This window comes from Xenorhabdus thailandensis, assembly GCF_037996785.1.
Taxonomy (GTDB): domain Bacteria; phylum Pseudomonadota; class Gammaproteobacteria; order Enterobacterales; family Enterobacteriaceae; genus Xenorhabdus; species Xenorhabdus griffiniae.
Map to the genome: position 1 here is coordinate 572,412 of NZ_JBBMXF010000007.1, position 23,716 is coordinate 596,127.

Here is a 23,716-nt window from a genome sequence, read left to right on the forward strand (position 1 = left end):
TTGCGATACGTGTAATCAATAGGTTAAATAACATTATGATTCTTGAGGGGATTCATTTTGCGACGATATTTTATTCGATTTGTCCGCGATTAATCTTGCAAAAGCAATTCAGGGTGACATAGCAACAAGAATGTCGTTAAAGATATCTCTCCACTCATCCTCTGTCATATCCATTAAGCCAAAAAAGCGCAGAACAAATGCCCCTTCTGTAGCTAAAAACGCCAAACGTGCCTGACGACCTTCTTCCGTCGTTGTATCCAAGCCTGCTATGCGTTGTCGATACCAGATACGGGTCGATTCAAGATGTTCCGGTGTTTGTAATAAAGCAGCCATTAAACCCGCCGCCTTTGCCGTTGATGCTTCATCCGACCGACTGGTCGCTTCAATATGCGCACGCATAGCCGTTAGCGGGTGGGGGTTATCTCCAGCAATTTCATGAAATTGTCCGTTATAACTCGCTTCCCAACGTTCAAACATCGCATCAATAAGCCCATCTTTTGTGCTAAAACTGTATTGCACGCCCCCCTTGGTAATGCCAACTGCCTTCGCCAGCGCATCAATCGTGAGAGCCGCGGCACCATGTGTTGTGACAATGTGTTCCGCTGCATCCAACAGAACTTCCCGATCAATTGTTTTACGTCGTCCCATGCGAACCTCCTTTTAATTAAATACGTATGTATTTATAATAATCGCCAACAATTTAGTCAAGGCTCGGCAAGGTTGCCGAACCGCATTGGTGAATTTGCTTATGAAATCGAATATCCGCTGGCTTGTGCTCGCTATTATTTCCAGTGCACTTTTCTTAGTTGTTATTGATATGACCGTGCTATACACCGCTTTGCCTCGGCTGACACACGATTTACATGCTTCTGCTTCAGAAAAACTGTGGATCATGAATGCTTATACATTGGCTATTGCAGGGTTACTCCCCGCTATGGGGGCGTTGAGTGACCGTTTTGGTGCAAAGAAACTGTTTACTAACGGGTTAGCCATTTTCGGTGTGGCATCGCTGATGGCGGCATTTTCCCCCACCCCTGTGACCCTGATTGCTGCGCGTGTGGTGCTTGCTTTTGGCGCGGCAATGATGATGCCTGCAACGCTCGCAATAGTCCGGCAAGCATTTGCAGATCCAAACGAAAGGGCACTTGCCATTGGTATCTGGTCCGCCATAGCTTCAGGCGGCGCCGCGCTTGGCCCGGTTATCGGCGGATTCCTGCTCGAATATTATTGGTGGGGATCGGTTTTCCTGATCAATGTCCCGATTGCCCTCATTGCCTTTGGTTTTGCACTGGTCGTTATTTCTAAAAGTCCAAACAATCCAGGCCATTCTTTTGACCTTATTGCCTCTGTGCAAATCCTGATTGGCCTGGTGAGTATCACCTATGCGATCAAAGAATTAAGCAAACCAGCACCTTCATTGCTGACCACCGCGATAGTCGGCATCATAGGAATTATTTTCACGGCCTTCTTCATTCGTCGCCAGTTAAGTTCATCAACCCCCATGATCGACTTCAAGCTTTTCCGTAATCACACGTTCACCGCGGGAATCGTCGTTGCTTTCGTTTCCACAGCAGCGCTAGTCGGGATAGAGCTTGCTGTTAGTCAACGCTTCCAACTCGCTATGGGTCTATCTCCCTTGCTGGCGGGATTATTTATTTTACCTATTCCCGCAGCCTCTTTTATTGCTGGCCCCCTAGCCGGGATTGCGATACCAAAATTTGGCTCTGAGCGGATCATGTGGCTTTCGCTCGCCCTTGCCGGACTGGGGAGCTTTGTTTATCTCGCTGGCCTGCAATCGCTTTTTGTGCAAATCACTGCATTTTGCCTCATTGGATTTGGTATTGGTGCAGCAATGACCGCCGCTTCCACATCCATCATGTTAAATGCCCCAGAAAGCAGCGCTGGCACCGCCGCCTCTATCGAAGAAGTCGCCTATGAATTGGGAAGTTTAATCGGGATAGCCGCTCTCGGCAGTTTAATGGTAGCGGTCTATTCTGCCTCATTCACTCTTCCGGCGGATAGGGGCATCCCAGCACTGGCACGAAACAGTATTGATGAGGCTCTTATTGTCGCAGAAGGGCTAAAGGGAGAGGTTGCACTGTCGCTGCTCCAGGCTGCAAAACAGGCTTTCAATCACTCATTCCTGTCGGTGTTGATCGCAGCGGGGACATTGCTGTTGTTGACTTCGGTATTCATTGCTGTATCTAGAAAAGAGAAACCTCATTATTAATTCAATGAAGATTATTAAAATAATGTATGTGATTATGAATTGATATGAATAAAAAAAATGTATAATATCACATGATTATAAATGTAGTTGCGTAATATAAGGTAATAGGAAATTTTTATACTATAAAAATTTCATAATGTTATTATTAATTTCAATATTAAATTACATGAAAAAACACACTAATTTTGATTGTTTTTTGGGTTGTCCTGTAGAAGCTGCTATTTCACTGTTGGGAGGAAAATGGAGAGGAGTAATAATATATCATATTGCTAAAAGCGATGGTGCAGGGTTTTCTGAGTTAATTAATAAATATAATAAACTAAGCCGTAGGACATTGTCTTTACAATTACATTTTTTAGAAAGAAAAGGAATAATTAATAAGATTATTATCAAGGAGAAGCCATTGAGAATTAAATATACTCTTTCTAAATATGGAGAGGAACTCATCCCTATTTTTATTTCAATGGAAGATTGGTTTAAGAATAACCAAGAAGATTTTTTAGATCATTATGATATGTGAATTATTTTCTTTTATTCACACCCTATACATACTGTCTTTCAAATTATAGCATTACTATATTGGTCGCCACATAAAACTCTTGATTTACAATTAAAACCATGATAGCGACCATAAGAATTTATCTGATACTAGCACAAAATCCCTCTTTGAATTGACGCATAAATACGACTCGTGATGAGCGTCTCAAACGATTATTCCAGCTTTACTATTCAATTAAGCCATTGTGAATCGCAGCTAGCTGAAGAATATTGTAAAATCAGTGATACCAAGTATTTTCTGCTGATACGCGATGATTTCATTAAACGATTTGAACATGAGTTGACATAATTCAGTCCGGCTAATAGCTTTTTTCCTTTTTAAGGAATTTTATAATATTATTACCAGACTGAATTTAATTCAAATAATAAACAATATTTACAAATTATAAAAACACCTAGACACTTAAAATATTATTTATTTTCAACAAACTTACTTCATTTTTTGTTTTTATATTTTCAAATAAATCGACCCTTACTTTATTTAATGAATCACTTAAGTTACCTTTATAATGAAGGGCATCTAGCTTAGCCAATTTTATTGCTGAAACACCTAATATGTTTTTTTCTGATCTATTTCGGATATCAATTAATTTTTCTATATTTTCATAAATAAATGGACCATGATTTCCATTTGTTTTATCCATATATCTTAATAATTGTGCCCCTCCTAACCCAACACCATCAACCCCAGTATAAACAACATCTTCTATATGGTTAAATCTAAATCCAGCGCTAAAGTAACAAATCAGCCCTTTTTCGTGTGCATAATGGACAAGGGAAACACATTCTTCAAATGTAAGTTGTTCAAATATGCATTGACTAGGATAACTATCTTTTGTTCCATCCCATGTGACTTTCTCAATACCGGCTTCATAGACAGCATCAATAGCCAACATACCGATGTCAAATTTATTATTTACTTGTACTATATTTTCTGGATTTCTATCATCGATAATAGGAACATTAATGCAAAAAGCAGCAGATAATATCTGCCATGACTTATCTCTAACAGTTAAATTAGAAACTGATTTTAAAAATTTTACTATCTCAGAATATGGTTTATTTTCGATAGCTATTTTACACTCAGTTACTCCATCTTTAAAAAAATTAGAACAACAAGCTGACGTAATATGAATTGACTTAACATAAGATTCACCTAATGTCTTTTCAAATTCAGCTCTTCCAACATAAGTAGATGAAGGTGTTTTTCTTTTATTCCTTAAAACTATTTCTCTGACTTTAATGTTGTCAGGTATTCTATAAGGTTCCAAAATGCTTCTAGGAATATCAATGCCTCTTTCTACAGAAGAAGCCATCAAAGATGATGCAGTGGGTATTTCTGTCAGGCACATGATAAAAAAAGAAGGCTTAAATGCTTATGCCACGTCTATTAATGCAGGTAAAAAAGTTGGGTGCCATAACCACAGCAACGGAGATGAATGGTACATAATACTTTCTGGTGAAGGCGAAATCTGGACAGGTGAAGTAGTAAATAATCTATTTTATTTGGAAAAGTTTCATTATCCAAAATAGCTTCATAGACTTTTCTTTATTGAATTTAAAATATTTTCATCGTCTATATTGGAAAGTAATTCAACACTATCATCTTTAAATTTACTAAATTTAAAACAATTAACCTCATTAATTTTTAAAGAAAAATACTCATTAAACCTAAAATTAATATAGATATAATCTGATAGCTCTATATATTTATTATAAATTTCTACAAGACTTTTACCACCTATAATTCCTTCTAATTCTTTATTTCCATCAATTAAATTTTTATCGTTTATTTCACTTAAGTAAAAATGCTTCTCTGTTTTTATATTGCTAATACTATCCAAACAGTAACTTAACTTTTTCTTATAATCACTATGATTTACTTTAGAATTTAAAACACGCGTATTATAAGATAACTTCAGTAAGTTAAAAAAAGCATAATTAATAGAAGCTATAAATTCCTCAGAGTTCAAAACAAAACTATTCATCTTAAATCTCCTTATTTAAAACTATCTTTCCAACGGTTCTATTTGATTCTATTATTTGATGTGCTTCTTTTAAATTAGATGCATTTATTCCATAAAATTCTTTATTTTTTGTTGTTTTTATTTTTCCTTTATCTAAAAGGATAGCTACTTCATCTAATATTTTGCCCTGATTTGATATATCGTCAGTTTCGAACAAGGAGCGAGTAAACATAAATTCCCAGCAAATCGTCAAACTTTTCCCTTTTAATTTTAAAATATCCAATGATTTTGGATCATCAATGAGTACGATTTTCCCTTGTGGTTCAATAATATTAACTATTTGATCTAAGTAGGAATCTGTATTAGATGTGGAAAATACATATTTAGGAGCCTGTATTTTTTCAGAATGAATTTGTTCTTCTAAACTGTCAAAATGGTTTATAACATAATCGGCACCAAGAGATTTTACCCATTCTTTTGATTCATTTCTTGATGCTGTAGCAATTACTGTCAATTTTGTCATAGCTTTTATCATTTGAATAGCTATCGAACCAACACCACCCGCTCCACCAATGATTAAAATGCAAGATTCCTCATTTCTATCTATGTTCAGTCTGTCAAATAATGCTTCCCACGCAGTAAGAGCTGTTAATGGGACAGCAGCAGCATCTGAAAAACTGATATTTTTAGGTTTTTTAGCAACTATCCGATAGTCAACAACTTGTCTTTCTGAATAGCAACCATCTCTATTAATTGCCCCAGCATAGTAGACTTCATCGCCTATATTAAAATTTTTAACATTCTCACCTTTATCAATAACAACGCCTGACACATCCCAGCCAAGTATACGATATTTATCTTTTGGTGTAGAAGATGCCCTTATTTTTACATCGGCTGGATTTACAGATATAGCTTTAATATCTATTAATAGATCATTTGTTTCTATCTTAGGTTCTGGAATTTCCATATCCAATAAACTTTCTTGGTGATCTATGGGTAATGGTTTTTTATATACAACAGCTTTCATTCTTTTCTCCACATCAGTTTGGTTTTCTTTGATTTATAAGTATCATAGAAATTTCCAGATATTAATAAGTAACAAATTTGATACCCAATAAAAAAAGTTATCCAGATACAGTGAATCTCTTAAAAATGCCATTTTTATATTATTTTTATCTTTACAATCCCTTCTGCAAAGAAGTTTATATTCCGTAATGTATATTAAAATTTATTATATTTTTTTTACAGAAAATATACCAATCTAACTTCAATATGTGTGTGATTTCACCCCGCGAGGCGGGGAGAAATCAGCCGCACTGACGAGGCTACTGTACTACGCCCAGATATATGACAGTGACTGTCATTACAAAGTTGAAAGGAGTATCGGAAGCTACCTATATCACTGACGTAAGGCAGACAGTAGCACAGAAAGAAGTTTCTCTCAGACTGATAACCTGGCGGCACTGGCAGAATCCCATAATACAACAACGAAAATATCTGCCAGATACCCAATATTAATGCTAAGAAACCTCGGCCAATGTTTTTTTACGCCTCACCGAGAAACGGCGGGCAACATAATTGGCAATCAATTCCAGTGATAAACACATCACAAAATAAACCAACGCAACGAATAAAAAGACTTCCATCGGATAAACCATGCTGCGGTTATTTACTTGAGTCGCCAAAAATGACAATTCCGCCACGCCAACGATATAAGCCAATGAAGTATCCTTGATTAACGCAATCCACTGATTGATAAATGAAGGCACCATCATGCGCAATGCCTGCGGCAAAACGATATGCCACAGGACTTCCCAACGATTGAAACCCAGTGATAACCCTGCCCGCCATTGACCATCACCAATCGCTAAAATTCCCGCTTTGACGCCATGTGCTAAATAAGCCGAAGTAATCAATGCCAGCGCACAGACAACGGTCGTAATTTCAGGGATCTCCATCCCCAATACGACAGGCAATAAGAAATATGTCCAGAAAATCAGCATAATGACCGGAATAGCGCGAAAGAAACCCAGTATTGCTGCCAATAAATTGGCCCAAAAACCGTGCAACATTGCCAGAGCAACGCCACCCAAAATACCCAATACGATAGAGATAGTCCCCGCTATGATGCTGATTACTAGCGTCAATGCCGCCCCTTCCAACGGCCCATCGGGAAAGGTTCCTAATAACAAGTAACGCCAGTTTTCTGCAATAACAGTAAAGTCCATATCAATACCCTCTCGCCAAGGTTCTCTGTTGGCGCCATTGTCCCCAGCCTTCCATCACAGCAATAATGGCAATGTAGAGCACTGTCGCCACACCAAATGCCTCAAAGGTTTGTAAAGATTGGGTTTCCACCTGACGAGAAGCATAGGAGAGTTCTGCCACACCAATCGCCATGGTTAATGATGAATTTTTGACAATATTCATGTATTGCCCCAATAAGGGTGGCATAGCTATTTTCAATGCCTGTGGCAATACAACGTGACGCATGGCCTGCCAGCCTGTTAAACCCAATGCATGGGCTGCATATTTTTGTCCGCTTCCAACGCCCTGAATGCCCGCACGCAACTCTTCTGCAACAAACGGAGCTGAATAGAGAGTGAGTCCGATGAATCCCGCCAGAAATTCAAAGGATGGCCATTCCAGTGTTAGACCGAAAATTATTGTGTCGTGAGGCGTGTTCAGCCATATCATCGCCTCTTGTGGCAAAATTTGCCCGGATGCGAAATACCAGAAAAACAGCTGTACCAACAAAGGGGTGTTACGAAATACCGTAGTGTAAGCCGTAGCCAGCCAGCGCAGTGGCTTGATTTGACTATCCCGTATCGCGGCAATCACAAAACCCAGTAAAGTGGAGGAGATAATGACACAGGCAGAAAGCCACAAAGTGATCAGAAATCCCTGCCAAAGCCATAGAAGATATTCAGGAGCCAGTAAATGCTCAGTAATAAATTGCTCAAACATATCATTCACCGCATAAACAAACAGCAAAGCCCCGCAATAACGGGGCTAATCAATTGGTGTTCTTAAATGGAAGCACTAAACAAACATTACTGTTTTGCCTGATCTGCTAACGGAGCAAATTTAAAATCACCCCGCGGTTGAGCGGATTTCGTTTCCGGACCAAACCAACGGTTATAGATTTTCTCTGCTTCACCCTCTTTTTCTAATTTCAGTAAGGTTTGGTTAACCGAATCAACTAATCGCGTTTCCCCTTTGGCGGCCGCAACTGCTTGATATTCACGAGTAATACTAAAAGGGGAAATTTCAAAATCGGCTTTCTGTGCTTCCGGTACGTTTGCCAGCAAGCCAACCAGTTTCGCATCATCCTGCGTGATCGCCTGGACATTGCCATTTCTCAGAGCCGCAAATGCCAATGGTGTATCGTCATATGAGATCACTTTAGCTGTTGGATAACGCTCACGTAAGGTGATTTCCTGCACCGTCCCCTTGTCTGCACCAATGCGCAGTTTGGCAATATCGTCCGGCTTGGTCAAAACACCTTTGCGGGCAATGAATTTCTGACCTGTTGCAAAATAAGGGATGGAAAAATCAACTTGTTTTGCACGTTCATCAGTGATCGTGAAATTAGCAGCAATTAAGTCAATTTTTTTGGAAGAAAGCAGAGGAATGCGGTTTGCTGGATTCGTTGGTCGCAGCTCCAGCTTCACGCCTAAATCTTTGGCAATCGCATTGGCGATATCGACATCATAGCCTGCCAATTTTTTCGTTTGAGGATCGATAAAACCAAATGGTGGGTTACTGTCAAATACTGCAATACGTACCGTGCCAGCTTTTTTAATGTCATCAAGTTTATCTGCTTTTGCCACTCCTGAAACCAATGCCAAACTGGTCAGCAAAGCAGTAACCGCTACGCGAGATTTGTTGCCAATCTTCATTGTACACCCCTGTTGGTTATTAATTTTTATATATCAACAAAAGCTATCAATTTAGATATAGCACCTGAAATAATATAAAATAATATATTTATTCAATTTTAGAATAATAACTATTCTTTTTGGGTCAGTAATTTTTCCAAATTATCACCACCGATATGGCGAAAGTCCTGTCCTTTGACGTAATAGAAAATAAATTCACAAATATTCTGGCAACGGTCACCAATGCGCTCAATAGAGCGGGCACAGAAGAGAGCCGTCATGACATTCGGAATGGTTCTGGGATCTTCCATCATATAAGTCATAAGCTGGCGGATAATACTTTCGTATTCCTGATCGACTTTTTTGTCTTCACGGTAGATACGGATGGCTTCTTGCAGATCCATACGGGCAAAGGCATCCAACACATCATGCAACATTTGGATCGTATGGCGCCCCAATGATTCCAGGCTAACCAGCAAAGATTGTTGTTGATGTGAAAATCTTTCAAGCGCAGTTTTACAGATCTTATTGGCAACATCGCCAATGCGCTCCAGTTCAGCAATGGTCTTTGAAATAACCATGATCAGGCGCAGGTCACTGGCCGTCGGTTGGCGTTTTGCAATGATGCGGACACACGCTTCATCAATCGCCACTTCCATCATATTGACTTTCTGGTCATCCTCAATCACTTGCCGTGCCAATACTTCATCTTGGTTGTGCATCGCCAGAATCGCCTTACTGAGCTGTTCTTCCACCAAACCACCCATTGTCATCAATTCGGTACGAATATGTTCCAGTTCAGCAGTGAACTGACCGGAGATATGCTTGCTGAGATTCAGATTGTCCATATTTTTCTATCCCCCCGTATTAACCGTAACGGCCAGTAATGTAATCTTCGGTCTGTTTCATCTTCGGTGTGGTGAATAATCTATCGGTGTCGCTAAATTCAATCAGTTCACCCAGGTACATAAATGCAGTGTAATCCGAACAGCGAGCCGCTTGCTGCATATTGTGGGTGACGATCACGACGGTATATTCCGATTTCAGTTCACTGATTAACTCTTCAATGCGTCCTGTCGAGATGGGATCAAGTGCCGAACAAGGTTCATCCAACAACAAGATCTCTGGACGAATGGCAATACCACGGGCAATGCACAGACGCTGTTGCTGGCCACCAGAGAGGCTATGCCCACTCTGGTGTAATTTATCTTTGGTTTCATTCCACAATGCCGCTTTGGTCAATGCCCATTGGACTCGTTCATCCATTTCTGTTCTGGGCAGTTTTTCAAACAGGCGCACCCCGAAAGCAATATTGTCGTAAATGGACATCGGAAATGGTGTTGGTTTCTGGAAGACCATTCCAACCTTGGCACGTAGCAAGGCAATATCTTGTGTGTCTGTCAGGATATTGGTGCCATCCAGAATAATTTCACCTTCAGCGCGCTGATCCCCGTACAATTCATACATTTTGTTGAAAATACGCAGTAATGTGGACTTGCCACAGCCCGATGGCCCGATGAATGCCGTTACCTTGTTTTGTGCAATATCCAGCGTAATATTTTTCAACGCATGGAACTTGCTGTAATAGAAATTCAGATCACGCACCTGGATTTTACTTTCTGCGATTTTATTTACTGAAATAACGTCATTAGCCTTATTCATCAATATTTATCTCTTGAATACCTTCTGCTTTTATTCCGTTGAAAAAATATTAGTGCTTTTTCTTCGCAAACAGCGCACGCGCCACAATATTAATGAGCAATACACACAGGGTGATCAGCAATACTCCCGCCCATGCCAACTGCTGCCAGTCAGAGAATGGACTCATGGCAAACTTGAAAATAGTGACAGGCAAGTTTGCCATCGGCTGGTTAAGATCGGTACTCCAGAACTGGTTGGAAAGCGAGGTGAACAACAATGGAGCCGTTTCACCAGCGATACGAGCAATAGCCAGTAACACACCGGTCATAATGCCTGATATCGAGGCTTTCAACGTAATGGCAGAGATCATTTTCCATTTCGGTGTTCCCAAGGCATAAGCAGCTTCACGCAAGTTATCCGGCACTAATTTCAGCATATTTTCTGTCGTGCGAATCACAATAGGGATCTGCAACAGTGCCAGTGCCATTACTCCAGCCCACCCTGAAAAATGTTGCATCTTCGTGACCACAACGGTGTAGACAAATAATCCGACAACAATCGAAGGGGCTGAAAGCAGGATGTCATTAATAAAGCGGATGATTTCTGCCAGCCATGAATGGCGACCATACTCCGCCAGATAAATGCCCGCCATAATTCCCAATGGCGTACCAAACACCGTCGCCCAGAAGATCAGCAAGCCGCTACCCACAATGGCGTTTGCCAACCCACCACCCTCGGTATTCGGAGGCGGTGTCATTTCAGTAAACAACGCCAGCGACATGCCATCAATCCCTTTAGTGACGGTGGAGATCAAAATCCAGCCCAGCCAGAATAAACCGAATGCCATCGTCATCATGGATAACATCAGCGCCAGCCGATTTTTCTGACGACGCCATGACTGCATACGGCGACGACTTTTCATCTCCGCTTCGTTTACTGTATTGACTAAATGTGAAGGTTGCTCATTGACGGTTGTCATCTCAGCGCTGCCCCTCATTTTTTGCCAGACTCATAATCATTAATTTTGACAACGCCAGGACAATAAAGGTGATGGCAAATAAAATCAGCCCCAGTTCCATCAATGCGGCGGTATGCAGGCCAGATTCAGCCTCAGCAAATTCATTTGCCAATGCAGAAGTGATACTGTTCCCCGGCATATACAGCGACAAACTATCAAGTTGGTAGGTATTACCGATAATAAAGGTGACTGCCATTGTTTCTCCCAATGCCCGGCCAAGTCCCAACATCACACCGCCAATCACACCATTCCTGGTATAAGGCAAGACGATATGCCAAATCACTTCCCATGTTGTACAACCGATGCCATAAGCCGACTCTTTCATCATCACAGGGGTTTGTTCAAACACATCGCGCATGACAGAAGCGATATAGGGGATAATCATGATGGCAAGAATGACACCCGCCGCCAGAATGCCGATGCCAAAAGCAGGACCGGAGAATAGCGCCCCTACGATGGGAATGCTGGAGAGCACATCACCAACGGGTTGCTGGAAATAGGTGGCAAACAGCGGAGCGAAAACAAACAACCCCCACATGCCATAAACAATACTGGGGATCGCGGCCAATAACTCAATCGCCACACCCAATGGACGTTTTAACCAGTTTGGTGACAATTCCGTCAGAAACAGGGCAATACCAAAACTCACGGGAACCGCAATAATCAGGGCAACTAACGAAGTCATCAATGTGCCATAAATCGGCACCAATGCGCCAAACACCCCTGCCGGTGCATCCCACTCTTTACTCCATAAGAAAGCAAAACCAAATGCTTGTATACTCGGCCAGGAAGCAATGATCAGTGAAATGATAATGCCTCCCAGCAGAAATAAAGTTAACAGCGCCGCTAACTTCACCAAGGCGCTGAAAATAATGTCACCCTTTATGCTCGGTGCTTTCAGTGCCGTTTTACGTTCGGCCATACGCTTCATTCTCATTTTAGGTTATTTCCCCTTAATAAAAGGGGAGATTGCTCTTCCATGCTGCACGCACCTGGCTGACCACTTCTTCCGGCAGGGTGGCATAATCCAGATCTTTCGCCTGTTGTTTGCCATTGTTATAAGCCCAATCGAAGAATTTCAGCACTTCGGCACCGTTGGCAGCATTTGCCTGCTTTTTGTGGATGAGAATGTATGTAGTCGAGGTAATTGGCCACGCATGATCGCCTTTCTGGTTTGTCAGATCCTGCGCAAAACTGCGCTTCCAATCCGCACCTTTGGCCGCTGCACTAAAGTTCTCTTCGGTCGGCGCTAGCACGGCACCATCCGCTGAAACCAGTTTGGTATAAGCCAGGTGATTCTGCTTCGCATAGGCATACTCGACATAACCAATCGAGCCCGGCAGACGCTGAACAAATGCAGCAATCCCGTCATTACCTTTACCACCCAATCCTGTTGGCCATTTGACGGTCGAACCCGTCCCGACTTTTTGTTTCCAATCGCTGTTAACTTTGGACAGGTAACTCGTGAAAACATAAGAGGTTCCTGAGCCGTCAGCGCGACGAACCACGGCAATATTTTGCTCTGGCAATTTGAGATCGGGATTCAGCTTGGTAATCGCTGGATCATTCCATTTTTTGATATTACCTAGATAAATATCACCCAGTGTTTTACCATCCAGAACCAACTGACCGGCTTTAACACCGGTAATGTTCACCGCCAGCACAATTCCACCGATAACCGTTGGGAACTGGAACAAGCCATCAGTCGCCAATTTTTCATCAGAAAGCGGGGCATCAGAGGCACCAAAATCGACCGTATTGGCAACAATCTGTTTTACACCACCAGAAGAGCCAATGCCTTGATAATTGATTTTGTTGCCCGTTTCTTTCTGATAAGAATCCGCCCATTGGGTATATATCGGTGCAGGGAACGTCGCACCCGCCCCCGTCAGGCTGGTGGCCGCGAATGAAGACAGGGATGTCATGGCAAATACAGCAACCATGATACTCGCCACGGTGGTACGCATTAATTTCATACTATCTCCTGTTGGATTTCCTACTGGGATACGCATCATTAATGAAACACAAATGTCAGGTATCACTGACAGTCTGATTTTTAGGTAACAAAATGATTCAATAATGAAAATAAGCGAATTCAATGACAATAAGATGTATGAATTATGACATTTTTATGACAGAACGTTTTATACGCATTAAACTTCAAGTTGCAATTTACAACACGCTATGAAACCTGATTTCTCCCCGCCTCGCGGGGAGAAATCACATGCATCTTGAAGTTAGATTGGCATAGGTATCCAACCCGTTGGCGGTTGTATATAACCGCCATTTTTCAGAAAAATTAAATAGCGACGGTTGAAGTGAAATGTCGATTTTGTCAGGAAGATTTTTACTCAAGGCATTGAACGGGAGAATTTGACTTTACGCATCCGAATTAAGCAATTCAATCGTAAGACACTGAATTATTCTACCCCCAAACTACACGATAAGATCATTGGTACATTCAGTAATAACTGTATTTGACACTCATCAACGGATTAATACACGCCCTTCTTCCATTTATTATATCTCCCTGTCTTTTACAAACTTGAGTCGAGCTTAAATAGCTTACTTCTAATGAAGTTTCTATAAATACCATATGGACGTCCTACCATACCAGCAATAAAAGCGAAAAAAAGAATGCTTTTAAGCATCTGCTCTAAAGATGCTCCGCTAATAGTAAGATTAATAATATATAATGGCATCTCGAAGGAAAGGTAAGCTAAAGTATCAACAAGGTAAGGTTTTATGCCTTTATCTTCATTAGATAATTTAAATTTTTTAAAGATCCAATCTCGCCAAATACCAAAGGGTCTGGCTGTTGTTGTAATAATAAAAAGACCGATAAAACGGGCTTGCAAATGGGTTGAAAAACTCATCTGTGCAAACCCAAGTTCAATGGGTAATGAAATAAGATAGCAAAAAGTATTTAATGCAAATATATCAGCAAAAAAATTGATCTTTCTTTTATTATCAAATTGAGATGCTTCTACAGACATGTCTTTATTCCTCTATTATCCAACGCGAAGTTAACAGGCCAAGTTTTGTTTGACAAGCAAGCTCTTTAGTTTTAATTGCTGATTTTATCTATTTATACAGGGAATTATTGAATATCACTCTTGCTGAATTGACTTATAAAAACCAATAATCTTGATGGAGCGAAATTTTGTTCTGAATTATGCAAAAATATATAATTTATTAATATACCCTGTTCTGATAAGCCAAAAGCGGTAAGGAATTTATCAGAAATTATGGGAGATCTTTATCGGGTACAACTGGAGATAGCACACATGGCAAAAGAGAGGCCACTTTCACTTAAACAAGCGATATTAAAGTTGCAGCCGTGCCTTATTTTGCGTTCAACGCGATTTTCATCATATTGTACTCAACGGAATAGAGATACGAATTGATAACCCCTGTTTTTCACTGCTCCCCACCTGAATATCTCCCCCGTGGCTATCAATGATACGGCGGATGATCGCCAGCCCCAGCCCCACGCCACTATTTATTTCACGTCTATTATTTCCTTGCATAAAAGGTTGGAATAAAACAGCGGCTTCTTCTTTCGTCATTCCAGTGCCGTTGTCCTCAACTTGAAACCAGCCAAATTTTTCTGTTGAGCCACTACTGATGCGGATCCACCCATTGCCGTAACGACGGGCATTAGTAAACAAATTGACCAGTACACGTTTGATGGAAAAGGGGTGGGCTGAAATGAAAATTGAACTGGTAGCTAAACGATTTTCAATATCTGTATCTGCGGCACAACGCTGCTCTGCTGTCATCACCTCTTCAAGCAACCCATTCAATTCACAGCATGTCATCGGCATCTCCTGCCCTGCTCGCTGATAATCAATGAATTGATCAATCATGGCATTGCATTCTTCAATGTCCTGATGGATAGATTCTGTCAGAAAATCATCTTTTCCCTCCATCATTTCCATCGCCAGACGGATACGGGTAAGCGGAGTACGCAAGTCATGGCTCACGCCAGCTATTAATACCGCCTGATCACTTTCCTGTGATTTCAGTTCTATCGACAACTGGTTAAGCGCCCTAATTACGGCACGAATAGCGGGCATCCCCATTTCAGGCACTGATGAGCCTCTTCTTCCTTTTCTTATGTCGATAACGGCTTTTTGCATCACCTTTAATGAGTGTTTCTGGATAGCGGAATATCGCCAGAACACCATAAACACAGACAATGCCATCGCAAAAACACTGATAAAGAGATAGGGAAATACCGCGTTAAAAGGGAGTGCTTCTAATACCACCAGCAGTAAGGTGATCAGAGTACTGAACAGCAAGCTGCCCAGCACTAAGTACAGGACACGGAAAAACAAAGTACGCAGAGAAAGCCAAAACTTTTTCACACTGGGCTTTTTCATACCTTGTTTCCATCAGGAACAAAAACGTATCCCAGCCCCCAGACCGTCTGGATATAACGTGGATGGGCAGGATCTTCTTCAATCAGGCGACGCAAACGGGAAATCTGGACATCAATGGAACGCTCCATCGCACCATACTCTCGCCCCCGAGCCAAATTCATCAACTTATCCCGTGATAATGGCTCTCGTGGATAAGAAACCAACACCTTCAACACGGAAAATTCCCCACTCGTCAAAGGTAATAATTCATCTCGATTGAACATTTCACGCGTTCCAAGATCAAGTTTAAATTTCCCAAACTTGATCACCGCATTATCCGGCGTCGGCGCCCCCGGCAATTCCTTCGCTTGCCGCCGCAGAACAGCACGTATACGTGCTAACAATTCACGCGGGTTAAAAGGCTTGGCAAGATAATCATCAGCGCCAATTTCAAGCCCAACAATCCTATCAACCTCTTCCCCTTTCGCGGATATCATGATGATCGGGATCGCGTTATGCTGACTTCTCAGCCTGCGACAGATAGACAACCCATCTTCACCCGGTAACATTAAATCCAGGACAATCAATTGGATGGATTCTCTGGTCAATAAACGATCCATCTGCTCTGCATTTGCGGCACTACGCACCTGAAACCCTTGTTCGGATAAATAACGTTCCAGTAACGCCCGCAAGCGCATATCATCATCAACAACAAGGATCTTATAACTCTCTTGCATGTTTCAGCTCCTAAGATGCTCCATGCCCGCAACATCCATCACTCTCACAAGAAAACCCATAACTCCAATAGAGACTTAACCACATGTATTTTAAGGCAACTTATGCCAAAGGCTGATAGCTAATTTCCAGTATCCAGTAAGTCACCGCGCCATTCGGTGTCATCACCGTGACTTCATCATCAACCTGCTTACCCAGTAACGCCCTCGCCACCGGAGAATCAATGGAGATCCATTTTTTAGCCGGATCGAATTCATCCGGTCCCACCAAACGAAATAGGTGTTCTTCCTCATACTCGTTTTCAACTTTTACCCACGCCCCAAAAAAGACTTTTCCTTCTTGTCGTGGGTCAGGATCGACAATTTGCAGGACATCCAGACGTTTGGACAAAAAACGCACTCGGCGGTCAATTTCTCTTAACCTTTTTTTACCATAAATGTACTCTGCATTCTCTGAACGATCCCCCAATGCAGCAGCATCTGAAACAGCTTGGGTCACTTTAGGGCGTTCAACCTTCCAAAGATATTTCAATTCCTGATCAAGTACATGCCAACCCTCTCGGGTAATATAGTGACTCTTGGCCATGAAAAACTCACTTGAGAAAAGATGATTAATGGCGCAGTACTATATCTTATCAACTCTCATCAACCCAATCCCAACTCAGAAGATATTTGATGAATTCTGCTGCAACATAATTGAAATATCGCGCTAAACTGGAAATTATCGCGCTCAGCACGTATAAATGGAGCCAGTTTGAACCATGCCGATACTGTTTCAGATGAAATTTGATCTTATCCGGCTCTGTCTGATGATGTCGCAGGATATCTACAGACCCTAAAGAAGTTGAAGAAAACAGACCATGAATGAATCTTTAAGTCGAATCATTGCCGGTGAGCTACAGGCTCAACCACAGCAAATCCTAGCTGCCATTTCCCTGCTTGATGAGGGAAATACGGTTCCCTTTATCGCCCGCTACCGTAAAGAGGCCACCGGTGGTCTGGATGACACACAGCTCCGCCAACTCGAAAGCCGGCTCGGCTATCTGCGTGAACTGTCCAGCCGCCGTCAAACTATCCTGAAATCAATTGAGGAACAGGGAAAGCTAACCGTTGAGCTGGCAGAAGCGATTAACGCGACGCTCAGCAAGACTGAGTTGGAAGATCTGTACCTGCCTTATAAACCTAAACGCCGTACCCGTGGACAAACAGCCATCGAAGCCGGATTGGAGCCTCTGGCCGATCTGCTTTGGCAAGATCCGCAACAAGAGCCAGAACTGGCGGCGGCGGCCTATGTCAATGCTGACAAGGGCGTTGCTGATACCAAGGCAGCATTGGATGGCGCACGTTATATCCTGATGGAGCGTTTTGCCGAAGATGCAACCTTGCTGGCGAAGGTACGTGACTATTTATGGAAAAATGCTCACCTGGTTTCTAAGGTTATCGAAGGTAAAGAGGAAGAAGGCGCGAAATTCAGCGATTACTTCGACCACCACGAAGCCATTGCTGTTGTTCCTTCCCACCGTGCCCTTGCTATGTTCCGTGGACGGAACGAAGGTATCCTGCAACTCTCTTTAAATGCGGATCCACAATTTGAAGAAGCACCGAAAGAGAGTCACTGCGAACAAATTATTACCGATCACCTGAATCTGCGCCTGAACAATGCACCGGCTGACAATTGGCGCAAAACAGTGGTGAGCTGGACATGGCGTATCAAGGTACTGCTGCATCTGGAAACCGAACTGATGGGCACACTGCGTGAGAAAGCCGAAAACGAGGCTATTAACGTATTCGCCCGTAACCTGAATGACCTGCTGATGGCTGCGCCTGCGGGTATGCGTGCAACAATGGGCCTGGACCCGGGTTTACGTACAGGGGTAAAAGTCGCTGTTGTTGACGCGACAGGCAAACTGATTGCCACCGATACCATTTATCCGCACACTGGACAGGAAAACAAAGCGGCTGCTACCGTCGCAGCGCTGTGCACCAAACACCAAGTGGAACTGGTTGCGATTGGCAACGGCACCGCATCCCGTGAAACAGAGCGTTTCTTTGCCAACGTTCAGAAACAGTATCCTGACGTTACGGCACAGAAAGTGGTCGTCAGTGAAGCGGGAGCCTCTGTCTATTCCGCATCTGAATTGGCTGCGCAAGAATTCCCTGATCTGGATGTTTCCCTGCGTGGTGCTGTCTCCATCGCTCGCCGCTTGCAAGATCCACTGGCTGAGCTGGTGAAAATCGAACCCAAATCCATCGGTGTTGGTCAATACCAGCATGATGTCAGCCAGACTTTTCTGGCTAAGAAACTGGATAACGTGGTTGAAGACTGTGTAAACAGTGTCGGTGTTGACCTGAATACCGCCTCTGTCGCGTTGTTGACTCGCGTTGCTGGCCTGACGCGCACGGTTGCCCAGAATATTGTTAACTGGCGCGATGAAAACGGTCGTTTCAACAACCGTAACCAGCTATTGAAAGTGACCCGTCTGGGACCAAAAGCCTTCCTGCAATGCGCAGGCTTCCTGCGTATCAATCAAGGTGATAACCCGCTGGATGCTTCAACGGTGCACCCAGAAGCCTATCCCGTCGTTGAAAAAATCCTGGCCGCAACCCAGCAAACCCTGCCTGAACTGATGGGCAATCCTGCTAATTTGCGTAACCTGAGCGCCCAGGAGTTCACGACCGAAAAATTTGGGATCCCGACCGTCACCGATATCCTGAAAGAGCTGGAAAAACCAGGTCGCGATCCGCGTCCTGAATTCAAGACCGCCACATTTGCCGATGGGGTTGAAACCATGAACGACCTGCAAGCAGGCATGATCTTGGAAGGTACGGTAACTAACGTGACCAATTTTGGTGCATTCGTGGATATCGGTGTCCATCAGGATGGCCTGGTTCATATCTCTTCCCTCTCCGATCGCTTTGTGGAAGATCCACACACCGTCGTCAAGACAGGTGACATCGTGAAAGTGAAGGTGATGGATGTTGACCTCAACCGCAAACGTATTGCATTGACCATGCGTCTTGATGAGCAACCTGGTGAAACTCAAGCACGCCGTAGCGCCCAAGAAGGCAACCGTCAAAATCGCAATAATCGTAACGGCAATGGCAGAAACCGCCCTGTTTCGCGTTCAGGTTCTGCGCCTTTAGCCAATAGCGCGATGAGTGATGCATTGGCCGCCGCCTTTAGTAAAAAACGTTAATTAACAAAAAACGTTAGTTGACTTAAATCAATGCCGCCTTCTATGAAGGCGGGTTTTTACTATGGCTTTAGCCAGTTTAAGATGCGTTAGCTTCTTAAACATAAAACCACCCGCTATGCGGGTGGTTCTGATTATTTGAACGCAAGTTATACATATAATCATATAATTAAATACATATATAATTACATGTCAAAATCAATTAACTAGTAGGGTAATAAATATAATCTCTACGAACTGCAATCCGTGCATCATCACTACCCATAAAAGGGTATTTTTTCCCTGGAACTTTGTAATGATCTATACTGTAGTCAGGAATTTCTGGAAAATAAATACCGAAATTTTGTTGAAATGATTTATTCCAATTATATTCCGTATCATCAAAACGGGCTTGACCATTGTTCATAATAATTGGGGTGATTTTTTTATTTTGTTTAGAATAAAATGTCATTAACAAGCTGACTTGAGATAAACATACGTAACCTTTTGGTCCTGCTTCTGCTATGACTTTAGGAAGTGCCATTAAATTACCAAATTCAAAGTAATTACCGGGATAAAAGGGATCATTTGGATCAGGTTCGCCAATATTTCCGTAATAAACAATCGAAACCATCGAATAAACCTTATCATCCGCTGGTAATATAACATCCGAATTTATTGGTTTTTGGTAATTTTCAGTCGAAATTATTAAAGAAATGGGAGAATTCATCAAGTATTCCTCAGGATATATCTTGCCTAAAATTGGCTGGATAAGAAAATGCATCAATAAAATACGGTATAGTAATTGGTTGTGGCCTTGATGATATTGCAATTCTTTGGGGATTCTCTGAAGAATAATCAATATAATATTCTGGTTTCTTAAAAAATATAACATCGAATCTAATATTATAATTCTTCATCGCGTTGCGATCTTTTTCCCAATTCCAACAAAACGTATACGTTGGCAATCCCGGTTCGAAATCAACATACATACGTAACTGAAAACTCAAAAAGTCATTCCATTGCGAGTTAAGATTTAATTTATTTTCTAGCGAAAAATAAACTACATTACCTGAAGATACCCAATCATTATCTGTTATTGTCTTTGTAAATGATTGTCGCACTCCATGACCCTTTAATTGTGTTATTTGTTCACCGGTTTTAAGAGGACGGTGTGAAGAGCCATCATCTACTATAAGTGTAAACTTATCCATTTAAAATCCTTATTATCAGTAATAAACTATTATAAATTTCACTTAGCTAGGCGAATCCAAGTGATTTTTGCAATTCAAATCAGAATATATCGCTTCATCAAACGATTATTTTTAAAATCACTATAATGAGATTTTATTATTACTCATTAGCATGAGATTTTTTATTAAGAACAGAGTGGATAAATAATCCAATCTAAAATTAATTAGTGTTCTTTAATCACAAAAATAGCAACAATTTCCATAATATCAAAATTTGACACATATTCATTTTTTAATAACTCCAGATTGACAACGTAATGTTGCCTATCCCATATTTTCGAAATTCGAATTTTTTACATAAATTTATTATTCCAAGAGTATTAATTGAATACTATGTTTGATATTAATCAACGGGCTGAATACGTGACCAAATAATAGAACGTCAGCTTATCATGGGTACACCTTAGGCTTTTTTAAATGCAGGTATGACATAATCACCGGCCGTAAACCATGCATCCGGTGTACCCAATAACATGGCACGACCACCAAAAAATGTGGTAGGAACTTCCATTCCTGACGTAGTTGCCGGGGCTTTGCCGCCAGAGGTCAAACCCGTGTCACCATCTGCACCCATTTGCATATGACTCATATCAACAGTCAGAGGTGTTTTATCCCCGCTGGTATAAGTCACAGTTAAGGTCATTGTTTTCTTAACGTTATCATATGCAACATCGGTAATTGACTTAATCTCAATCTTTTTAACAGTCTCTTGAACATGCTCACAGGTAGCAATTTTATCGGTTAGCTTTAATGGATTACCGTCACAACCCGTTAAGTTTGTTATTATTTGAGGATTAGCAACGGTGGCCTTTTTTATCTTTTCGTCAACAACATCACAGGTAGGAATTTTATCTGTTGGTTTTAATGGATTACCATCACAACCAGCCATATTTTTAGGAAGCACCGATGTCGTTGATAAATAGTTATCAACTTTATCTTGTATGTTGTTTTGTATACAGGGTGATAATTGCGTGCATAAATCCGTAAGCGCTATAGTATCCAGCGTTAAATGGCCTTCAATATTAGTTTCTTCAATTAACTGCGTTACTGAAAAAGCATTGTTTTTTCCAGTATTGTTACTTATTTCACTACTGGTGATTAAAGCATTTTCTGATAATAAACCGCCACTTATTGTTGGTTTGTTTATTACAGGTTCATCCATTAATACTTTTTGTATTAACGGTATTATTTGATCATCCAATGGCTCTTTTAATTGCTGCATCAAAGCTGATAATGCATTCGGATCTAATGTGATTGAATCCTGTATGCTCGGGGACTCCAAGGTGCTTCTTAACAAAGTTAGTGATTCTAGTTTGGCTCCATTTAATTGTTTGAGTAATGATGCCAGTGCATCATCATCTAATTTCAGACTTTTGTTTATTATGGGATTGATCAGGGTAGCATCAGTCAGTTTTAAATCCGCAATATTTGATTTCGTAAGGGCTGCCAGAACACATGCATTTAAAACATCACAAAGTTGTTGTGCTAAGCTATTTTTAGTTGCTTCATCGGCTAATGTCAGGTTTGCAACGGTCAGGTTTTTTGCACTGATATCATTAATTGTGGAATTCAGTAATGTGGTATTTTGTAAAAAATTACCAGTAATTGAATCCGTACTAGTTTTATTAGAATTCATATATTAACACTCCTAAATATAGTTCTGTGGTAATAATTATTCCACGTTGGAATAGATATGTTTTCCTGTTTTAATATGAAGTTAATTAAAAACTATTTAATAGCGCTTGGTTAAGAGCTAGATATTCACTGAAATTACTGCTGTTAAGCTCTCACTATATTGATATTATTTTTTAAATCCAGAGGTTAATTGTGTTGATTTTATTTTAAGTTAAATATACTGTGAAATTAAATCTTACTCTAACTTTTGGTTTTTTTTGGTGATTTAAATGTATTTAATGCGAGTAAAAAGGACTTTTCTATGAATAAGGGATTTAAGTAAGCTACTTTATAAGTAATAATTTATATGGTGGATTATTTTTGTGTGGTAAATTTTTAGGGGAGGTTTTTTAGATGAAATTATTATTCACCAATAGTACATCGTAGATTCATATATATATACCAATCGTAATGGAAGATGCTTGATTTTTTATTCGAATCAGATCAAGATCGCGCTCATGAAAATTACCCTGACAGATGCCAAAAAAGATCTATGGTCACTCCGTTTTTGCAACACTGATTTTGATGCATAGTAGGCTTACTTGATCTATCCAGCGTCATTATGAGCAAGGATGCCCGCGCCTCAATGAGTTCCGCGCCTGATGAACCTAAAAAGCCCTTCGACTTCAATGAACCATTCTTTTTGTCAGGCTATTCATCATGCCGACTGGCCGTTCATGTCATCAATAATCAATCTTCGCAAAACCAGATGGGTGACTAACGTTTAACTGCTAAAAAATTAACCCGTTGATTTAGAAATACATATATCAGCCCTGATATTCAATGCGCTGAGTGGTGATTGCCCATGCTATTCGCGCCAGCTTGTTTGCCAGAGCACACCCGCATCCGATTTTGTCATTGCTGATAAAGGTTACGATAGTAATAAATTCAGAATTTTTGTTGAAAAACAAGGTTCGAAAACAGTCATTCCTTACCGAAATAATAGCCGAAAATCAGATAAGAATATTGATGATTTTTTATATCGCTACTGGAATTTAGTCGAAAATGCGTTTGCCAGAATAAAATATTTTCGAGCTATTGCAACAAAATACGATAAGTTAGCCCGAAATTACGCCAATATGTTAGCACTGGCGTTTGTCATGATATGGCTATCCATGTGGGTTGAGTGGATGATAAACAATAAACGTCAACACGCCCTAACTTATTGAAAATAATTATCACGTGATAACTATCTTTAATAACGCAAAAATAAAATACATCAC

The 23,716-nt window shown here is 41.1% G+C and carries 24 protein-coding genes and 2 pseudogenes; 7 read left to right on the forward strand and 19 right to left on the reverse strand.

Features of this window, described 5'->3' with window-relative positions:
• Positions 1-108: 108 nt before the first annotated feature.
• Positions 109-648, reverse strand: coding sequence for a TetR/AcrR family transcriptional regulator (locus AAC853_RS05185; protein WP_340613867.1), 540 nt, complete (start codon positions 646-648; stop codon positions 109-111).
• A gap of 100 nt (positions 649-748) precedes the next feature.
• Here AAC853_RS05185 and AAC853_RS05190 point away from each other — a divergent pair, with 100 nt between their 5' ends.
• Together AAC853_RS05190 and AAC853_RS05195 are read left to right on the forward strand one after the other, a co-directional pair.
• A complete protein-coding gene (locus AAC853_RS05190) occupies positions 749-2,230 on the forward strand; it encodes an MFS transporter (RefSeq protein ID WP_340614160.1) in 1,482 nt (493 codons plus the stop codon).
• A gap of 166 nt (positions 2,231-2,396) precedes the next feature.
• Positions 2,397-2,750, forward strand: coding sequence for a winged helix-turn-helix transcriptional regulator (locus AAC853_RS05195; RefSeq protein WP_340613868.1), 354 nt, complete (start codon positions 2,397-2,399; stop codon positions 2,748-2,750).
• 433 nt (positions 2,751-3,183) lie between these two features.
• Here AAC853_RS05195 and AAC853_RS05200 read toward each other — a convergent pair whose 3' ends face one another.
• A complete protein-coding gene (locus AAC853_RS05200; RefSeq protein ID WP_340613869.1) occupies positions 3,184-4,104 on the reverse strand; it encodes a hypothetical protein in 921 nt (306 codons plus the stop codon).
• Between AAC853_RS05200 and AAC853_RS05205 the strand changes: the two genes are divergently transcribed.
• Positions 4,079-4,321, forward strand: coding sequence for a hypothetical protein (locus tag AAC853_RS05205; RefSeq protein WP_340613870.1), 243 nt, complete (start codon positions 4,079-4,081; stop codon positions 4,319-4,321). The two genes, AAC853_RS05200 and AAC853_RS05205, sit on opposite strands and share 26 nt — an antisense overlap.
• 2 nt (positions 4,322-4,323) lie before the next feature.
• On the opposite strand, the gene AAC853_RS05210 is transcribed toward AAC853_RS05205, so the two are convergent.
• The 10 genes from AAC853_RS05210 to pstS all read right to left on the reverse strand — a co-directional run bounded on the left by AAC853_RS05210 (position 4,324) and on the right by pstS (position 13,271).
• Positions 4,324-4,776: a hypothetical protein gene (locus AAC853_RS05210; RefSeq protein WP_340613871.1), complete on the reverse strand. Its 453-nt coding sequence runs from the start codon at positions 4,774-4,776 to the stop codon at positions 4,324-4,326.
• A gap of 1 nt (position 4,777) precedes the next feature.
• Complete coding sequence (locus tag AAC853_RS05215) at positions 4,778-5,782, reverse strand: zinc-binding alcohol dehydrogenase family protein (protein ID WP_340613872.1); 1,005 nt, start codon at positions 5,780-5,782, stop codon at positions 4,778-4,780.
• Between the two features lie 493 nt (positions 5,783-6,275).
• A complete protein-coding gene (locus tag AAC853_RS05220) occupies positions 6,276-6,983 on the reverse strand; it encodes an amino acid ABC transporter permease (RefSeq protein WP_340613873.1) in 708 nt (235 codons plus the stop codon).
• A gap of 1 nt (position 6,984) precedes the next feature.
• Complete coding sequence (locus AAC853_RS05225; protein WP_340613874.1) at positions 6,985-7,722, reverse strand: amino acid ABC transporter permease; 738 nt, start codon at positions 7,720-7,722, stop codon at positions 6,985-6,987.
• Positions 7,723-7,808: 86 nt separating this feature from the next.
• Entirely contained in the window at positions 7,809-8,657 is an 849-nt protein-coding gene (locus tag AAC853_RS05230) for an ABC transporter substrate-binding protein (protein WP_340613875.1), read from the reverse strand.
• A gap of 110 nt (positions 8,658-8,767) precedes the next feature.
• Positions 8,768-9,484 (reverse strand): phosphate signaling complex protein PhoU, encoded by a 717-nt coding sequence (phoU, locus tag AAC853_RS05235; RefSeq protein WP_273557449.1) that lies wholly within the window; start codon positions 9,482-9,484, stop codon positions 8,768-8,770.
• A 19-nt stretch (positions 9,485-9,503) separates the two neighbouring features.
• Positions 9,504-10,298 (reverse strand): phosphate ABC transporter ATP-binding protein PstB, encoded by a 795-nt coding sequence (gene pstB / locus AAC853_RS05240; protein WP_340613876.1) that lies wholly within the window; start codon positions 10,296-10,298, stop codon positions 9,504-9,506.
• A gap of 49 nt (positions 10,299-10,347) precedes the next feature.
• Positions 10,348-11,256 (reverse strand): phosphate ABC transporter permease PstA, encoded by a 909-nt coding sequence (gene pstA / locus AAC853_RS05245; protein WP_273557448.1) that lies wholly within the window; start codon positions 11,254-11,256, stop codon positions 10,348-10,350.
• Position 11,257: 1 nt separating this feature from the next.
• Positions 11,258-12,217, reverse strand: a complete 960-nt coding sequence (gene pstC / locus AAC853_RS05250; RefSeq protein WP_340613877.1) for a phosphate ABC transporter permease PstC — start codon at positions 12,215-12,217, stop codon at positions 11,258-11,260.
• 31 nt (positions 12,218-12,248) lie between these two features.
• Positions 12,249-13,271 (reverse strand): phosphate ABC transporter substrate-binding protein PstS, encoded by a 1,023-nt coding sequence (pstS, locus tag AAC853_RS05255; protein WP_340613878.1) that lies wholly within the window; start codon positions 13,269-13,271, stop codon positions 12,249-12,251.
• 364 nt (positions 13,272-13,635) lie between these two features.
• Here pstS and AAC853_RS05260 point away from each other — a divergent pair.
• Positions 13,636-13,776, forward strand: a pseudogene (locus AAC853_RS05260) (IS1 family transposase); the annotation flags it as partial.
• Between the two features lie 56 nt (positions 13,777-13,832).
• Here AAC853_RS05260 and alaE read toward each other — a convergent pair.
• The 4 genes from alaE to greB form a co-directional block, all read right to left on the reverse strand.
• Positions 13,833-14,291: an L-alanine exporter AlaE gene (gene alaE / locus AAC853_RS05265; RefSeq protein ID WP_340613879.1), complete on the reverse strand. Its 459-nt coding sequence runs from the start codon at positions 14,289-14,291 to the stop codon at positions 13,833-13,835.
• A gap of 375 nt (positions 14,292-14,666) precedes the next feature.
• Positions 14,667-15,680 (reverse strand): ATP-binding protein, encoded by a 1,014-nt coding sequence (locus AAC853_RS05270; protein WP_340613880.1) that lies wholly within the window; start codon positions 15,678-15,680, stop codon positions 14,667-14,669.
• Positions 15,677-16,396, reverse strand: a complete 720-nt coding sequence (ompR, locus tag AAC853_RS05275; protein WP_338884033.1) for an osmolarity response regulator transcription factor OmpR — start codon at positions 16,394-16,396, stop codon at positions 15,677-15,679. The genes AAC853_RS05270 and ompR overlap by 4 nt, the downstream gene beginning before the upstream one ends.
• A gap of 100 nt (positions 16,397-16,496) precedes the next feature.
• Complete coding sequence (greB, locus tag AAC853_RS05280; RefSeq protein WP_340613881.1) at positions 16,497-16,979, reverse strand: transcription elongation factor GreB; 483 nt, start codon at positions 16,977-16,979, stop codon at positions 16,497-16,499.
• 274 nt (positions 16,980-17,253) lie between these two features.
• On the opposite strand from greB, the gene AAC853_RS05285 reads away from it, so the two are divergent.
• Positions 17,254-19,590 carry a Tex family protein gene (locus AAC853_RS05285; RefSeq protein ID WP_340613882.1) on the forward strand — a complete coding sequence of 779 codons (2,337 nt, stop codon included), beginning with the start codon at positions 17,254-17,256 and terminating at the stop codon, positions 19,588-19,590.
• 199 nt (positions 19,591-19,789) lie between these two features.
• Here the strand turns inward: AAC853_RS05285 and AAC853_RS05290 are convergent, their stop codons facing one another.
• The 3 genes from AAC853_RS05290 to AAC853_RS05300 all read right to left on the reverse strand — a co-directional run bounded on the left by AAC853_RS05290 (position 19,790) and on the right by AAC853_RS05300 (position 22,455).
• Positions 19,790-20,296 (reverse strand): hypothetical protein, encoded by a 507-nt coding sequence (locus tag AAC853_RS05290; RefSeq protein ID WP_340613883.1) that lies wholly within the window; start codon positions 20,294-20,296, stop codon positions 19,790-19,792.
• 10 nt (positions 20,297-20,306) lie between these two features.
• Entirely contained in the window at positions 20,307-20,780 is a 474-nt protein-coding gene (locus AAC853_RS05295) for a hypothetical protein (RefSeq protein WP_340613884.1), read from the reverse strand.
• A gap of 442 nt (positions 20,781-21,222) precedes the next feature.
• Positions 21,223-22,455, reverse strand: a complete 1,233-nt coding sequence (locus tag AAC853_RS05300; RefSeq protein WP_340613885.1) for a hypothetical protein — start codon at positions 22,453-22,455, stop codon at positions 21,223-21,225.
• Between the two features lie 600 nt (positions 22,456-23,055).
• On the opposite strand from AAC853_RS05300, the gene AAC853_RS05305 reads away from it, so the two are divergent.
• Positions 23,056-23,214, forward strand: coding sequence for a hypothetical protein (locus AAC853_RS05305; RefSeq protein ID WP_340613886.1), 159 nt, complete (start codon positions 23,056-23,058; stop codon positions 23,212-23,214).
• Positions 23,215-23,326: 112 nt separating this feature from the next.
• Positions 23,327-23,662, forward strand: a pseudogene (locus AAC853_RS05310) (transposase); the annotation flags it as partial.
• Positions 23,663-23,716: the final 54 nt, after the last annotated feature.

Excerpts from the sequence above, each read along its gene's own strand:
- AAC853_RS05290 (WP_340613883.1), bottom strand. The coding sequence starts at position 20,296 with ATGAATTCTCCCATTTCTTTAATAATTTCGACTGAAAATTACCAAAAA.
- phoU (WP_273557449.1), bottom strand. The coding sequence starts at position 9,484 with ATGGACAATCTGAATCTCAGCAAGCATATCTCCGGTCAGTTCACTGCT.
- AAC853_RS05210 (WP_340613871.1), bottom strand. The coding sequence starts at position 4,776 with ATGAATAGTTTTGTTTTGAACTCTGAGGAATTTATAGCTTCTATTAAT.
- AAC853_RS05185 (WP_340613867.1), bottom strand. The coding sequence starts at position 648 with ATGGGACGACGTAAAACAATTGATCGGGAAGTTCTGTTGGATGCAGCG.
- AAC853_RS05205 (WP_340613870.1), top strand. The coding sequence starts at position 4,079 with ATGCCTCTTTCTACAGAAGAAGCCATCAAAGATGATGCAGTGGGTATT.
- AAC853_RS05220 (WP_340613873.1), bottom strand. The coding sequence starts at position 6,983 with ATGGACTTTACTGTTATTGCAGAAAACTGGCGTTACTTGTTATTAGGA.
- AAC853_RS05190 (WP_340614160.1), top strand. The coding sequence starts at position 749 with ATGAAATCGAATATCCGCTGGCTTGTGCTCGCTATTATTTCCAGTGCA.
- ompR (WP_338884033.1), bottom strand. The coding sequence starts at position 16,396 with ATGCAAGAGAGTTATAAGATCCTTGTTGTTGATGATGATATGCGCTTG.
- AAC853_RS05230 (WP_340613875.1), bottom strand. The coding sequence starts at position 8,657 with ATGAAGATTGGCAACAAATCTCGCGTAGCGGTTACTGCTTTGCTGACC.
- alaE (WP_340613879.1), bottom strand. The coding sequence starts at position 14,291 with ATGTCTGTAGAAGCATCTCAATTTGATAATAAAAGAAAGATCAATTTT.
- AAC853_RS05305 (WP_340613886.1), top strand. The coding sequence starts at position 23,056 with ATGAGCAAGGATGCCCGCGCCTCAATGAGTTCCGCGCCTGATGAACCT.
- AAC853_RS05295 (WP_340613884.1), bottom strand. The coding sequence starts at position 20,780 with ATGGATAAGTTTACACTTATAGTAGATGATGGCTCTTCACACCGTCCT.
- AAC853_RS05225 (WP_340613874.1), bottom strand. The coding sequence starts at position 7,722 with ATGTTTGAGCAATTTATTACTGAGCATTTACTGGCTCCTGAATATCTT.
- AAC853_RS05300 (WP_340613885.1), bottom strand. The coding sequence starts at position 22,455 with ATGAATTCTAATAAAACTAGTACGGATTCAATTACTGGTAATTTTTTA.
- AAC853_RS05215 (WP_340613872.1), bottom strand. The coding sequence starts at position 5,782 with ATGAAAGCTGTTGTATATAAAAAACCATTACCCATAGATCACCAAGAA.
- pstS (WP_340613878.1), bottom strand. The coding sequence starts at position 13,271 with ATGAAATTAATGCGTACCACCGTGGCGAGTATCATGGTTGCTGTATTT.
- pstA (WP_273557448.1), bottom strand. The coding sequence starts at position 11,256 with ATGACAACCGTCAATGAGCAACCTTCACATTTAGTCAATACAGTAAAC.
- AAC853_RS05195 (WP_340613868.1), top strand. The coding sequence starts at position 2,397 with ATGAAAAAACACACTAATTTTGATTGTTTTTTGGGTTGTCCTGTAGAA.
- AAC853_RS05270 (WP_340613880.1), bottom strand. The coding sequence starts at position 15,680 with ATGAAAAAGCCCAGTGTGAAAAAGTTTTGGCTTTCTCTGCGTACTTTG.
- AAC853_RS05200 (WP_340613869.1), bottom strand. The coding sequence starts at position 4,104 with ATGGCTTCTTCTGTAGAAAGAGGCATTGATATTCCTAGAAGCATTTTG.
- pstB (WP_340613876.1), bottom strand. The coding sequence starts at position 10,298 with ATGAATAAGGCTAATGACGTTATTTCAGTAAATAAAATCGCAGAAAGT.
- pstC (WP_340613877.1), bottom strand. The coding sequence starts at position 12,217 with ATGGCCGAACGTAAAACGGCACTGAAAGCACCGAGCATAAAGGGTGAC.
- AAC853_RS05285 (WP_340613882.1), top strand. The coding sequence starts at position 17,254 with ATGAATGAATCTTTAAGTCGAATCATTGCCGGTGAGCTACAGGCTCAA.
- greB (WP_340613881.1), bottom strand. The coding sequence starts at position 16,979 with ATGGCCAAGAGTCACTATATTACCCGAGAGGGTTGGCATGTACTTGAT.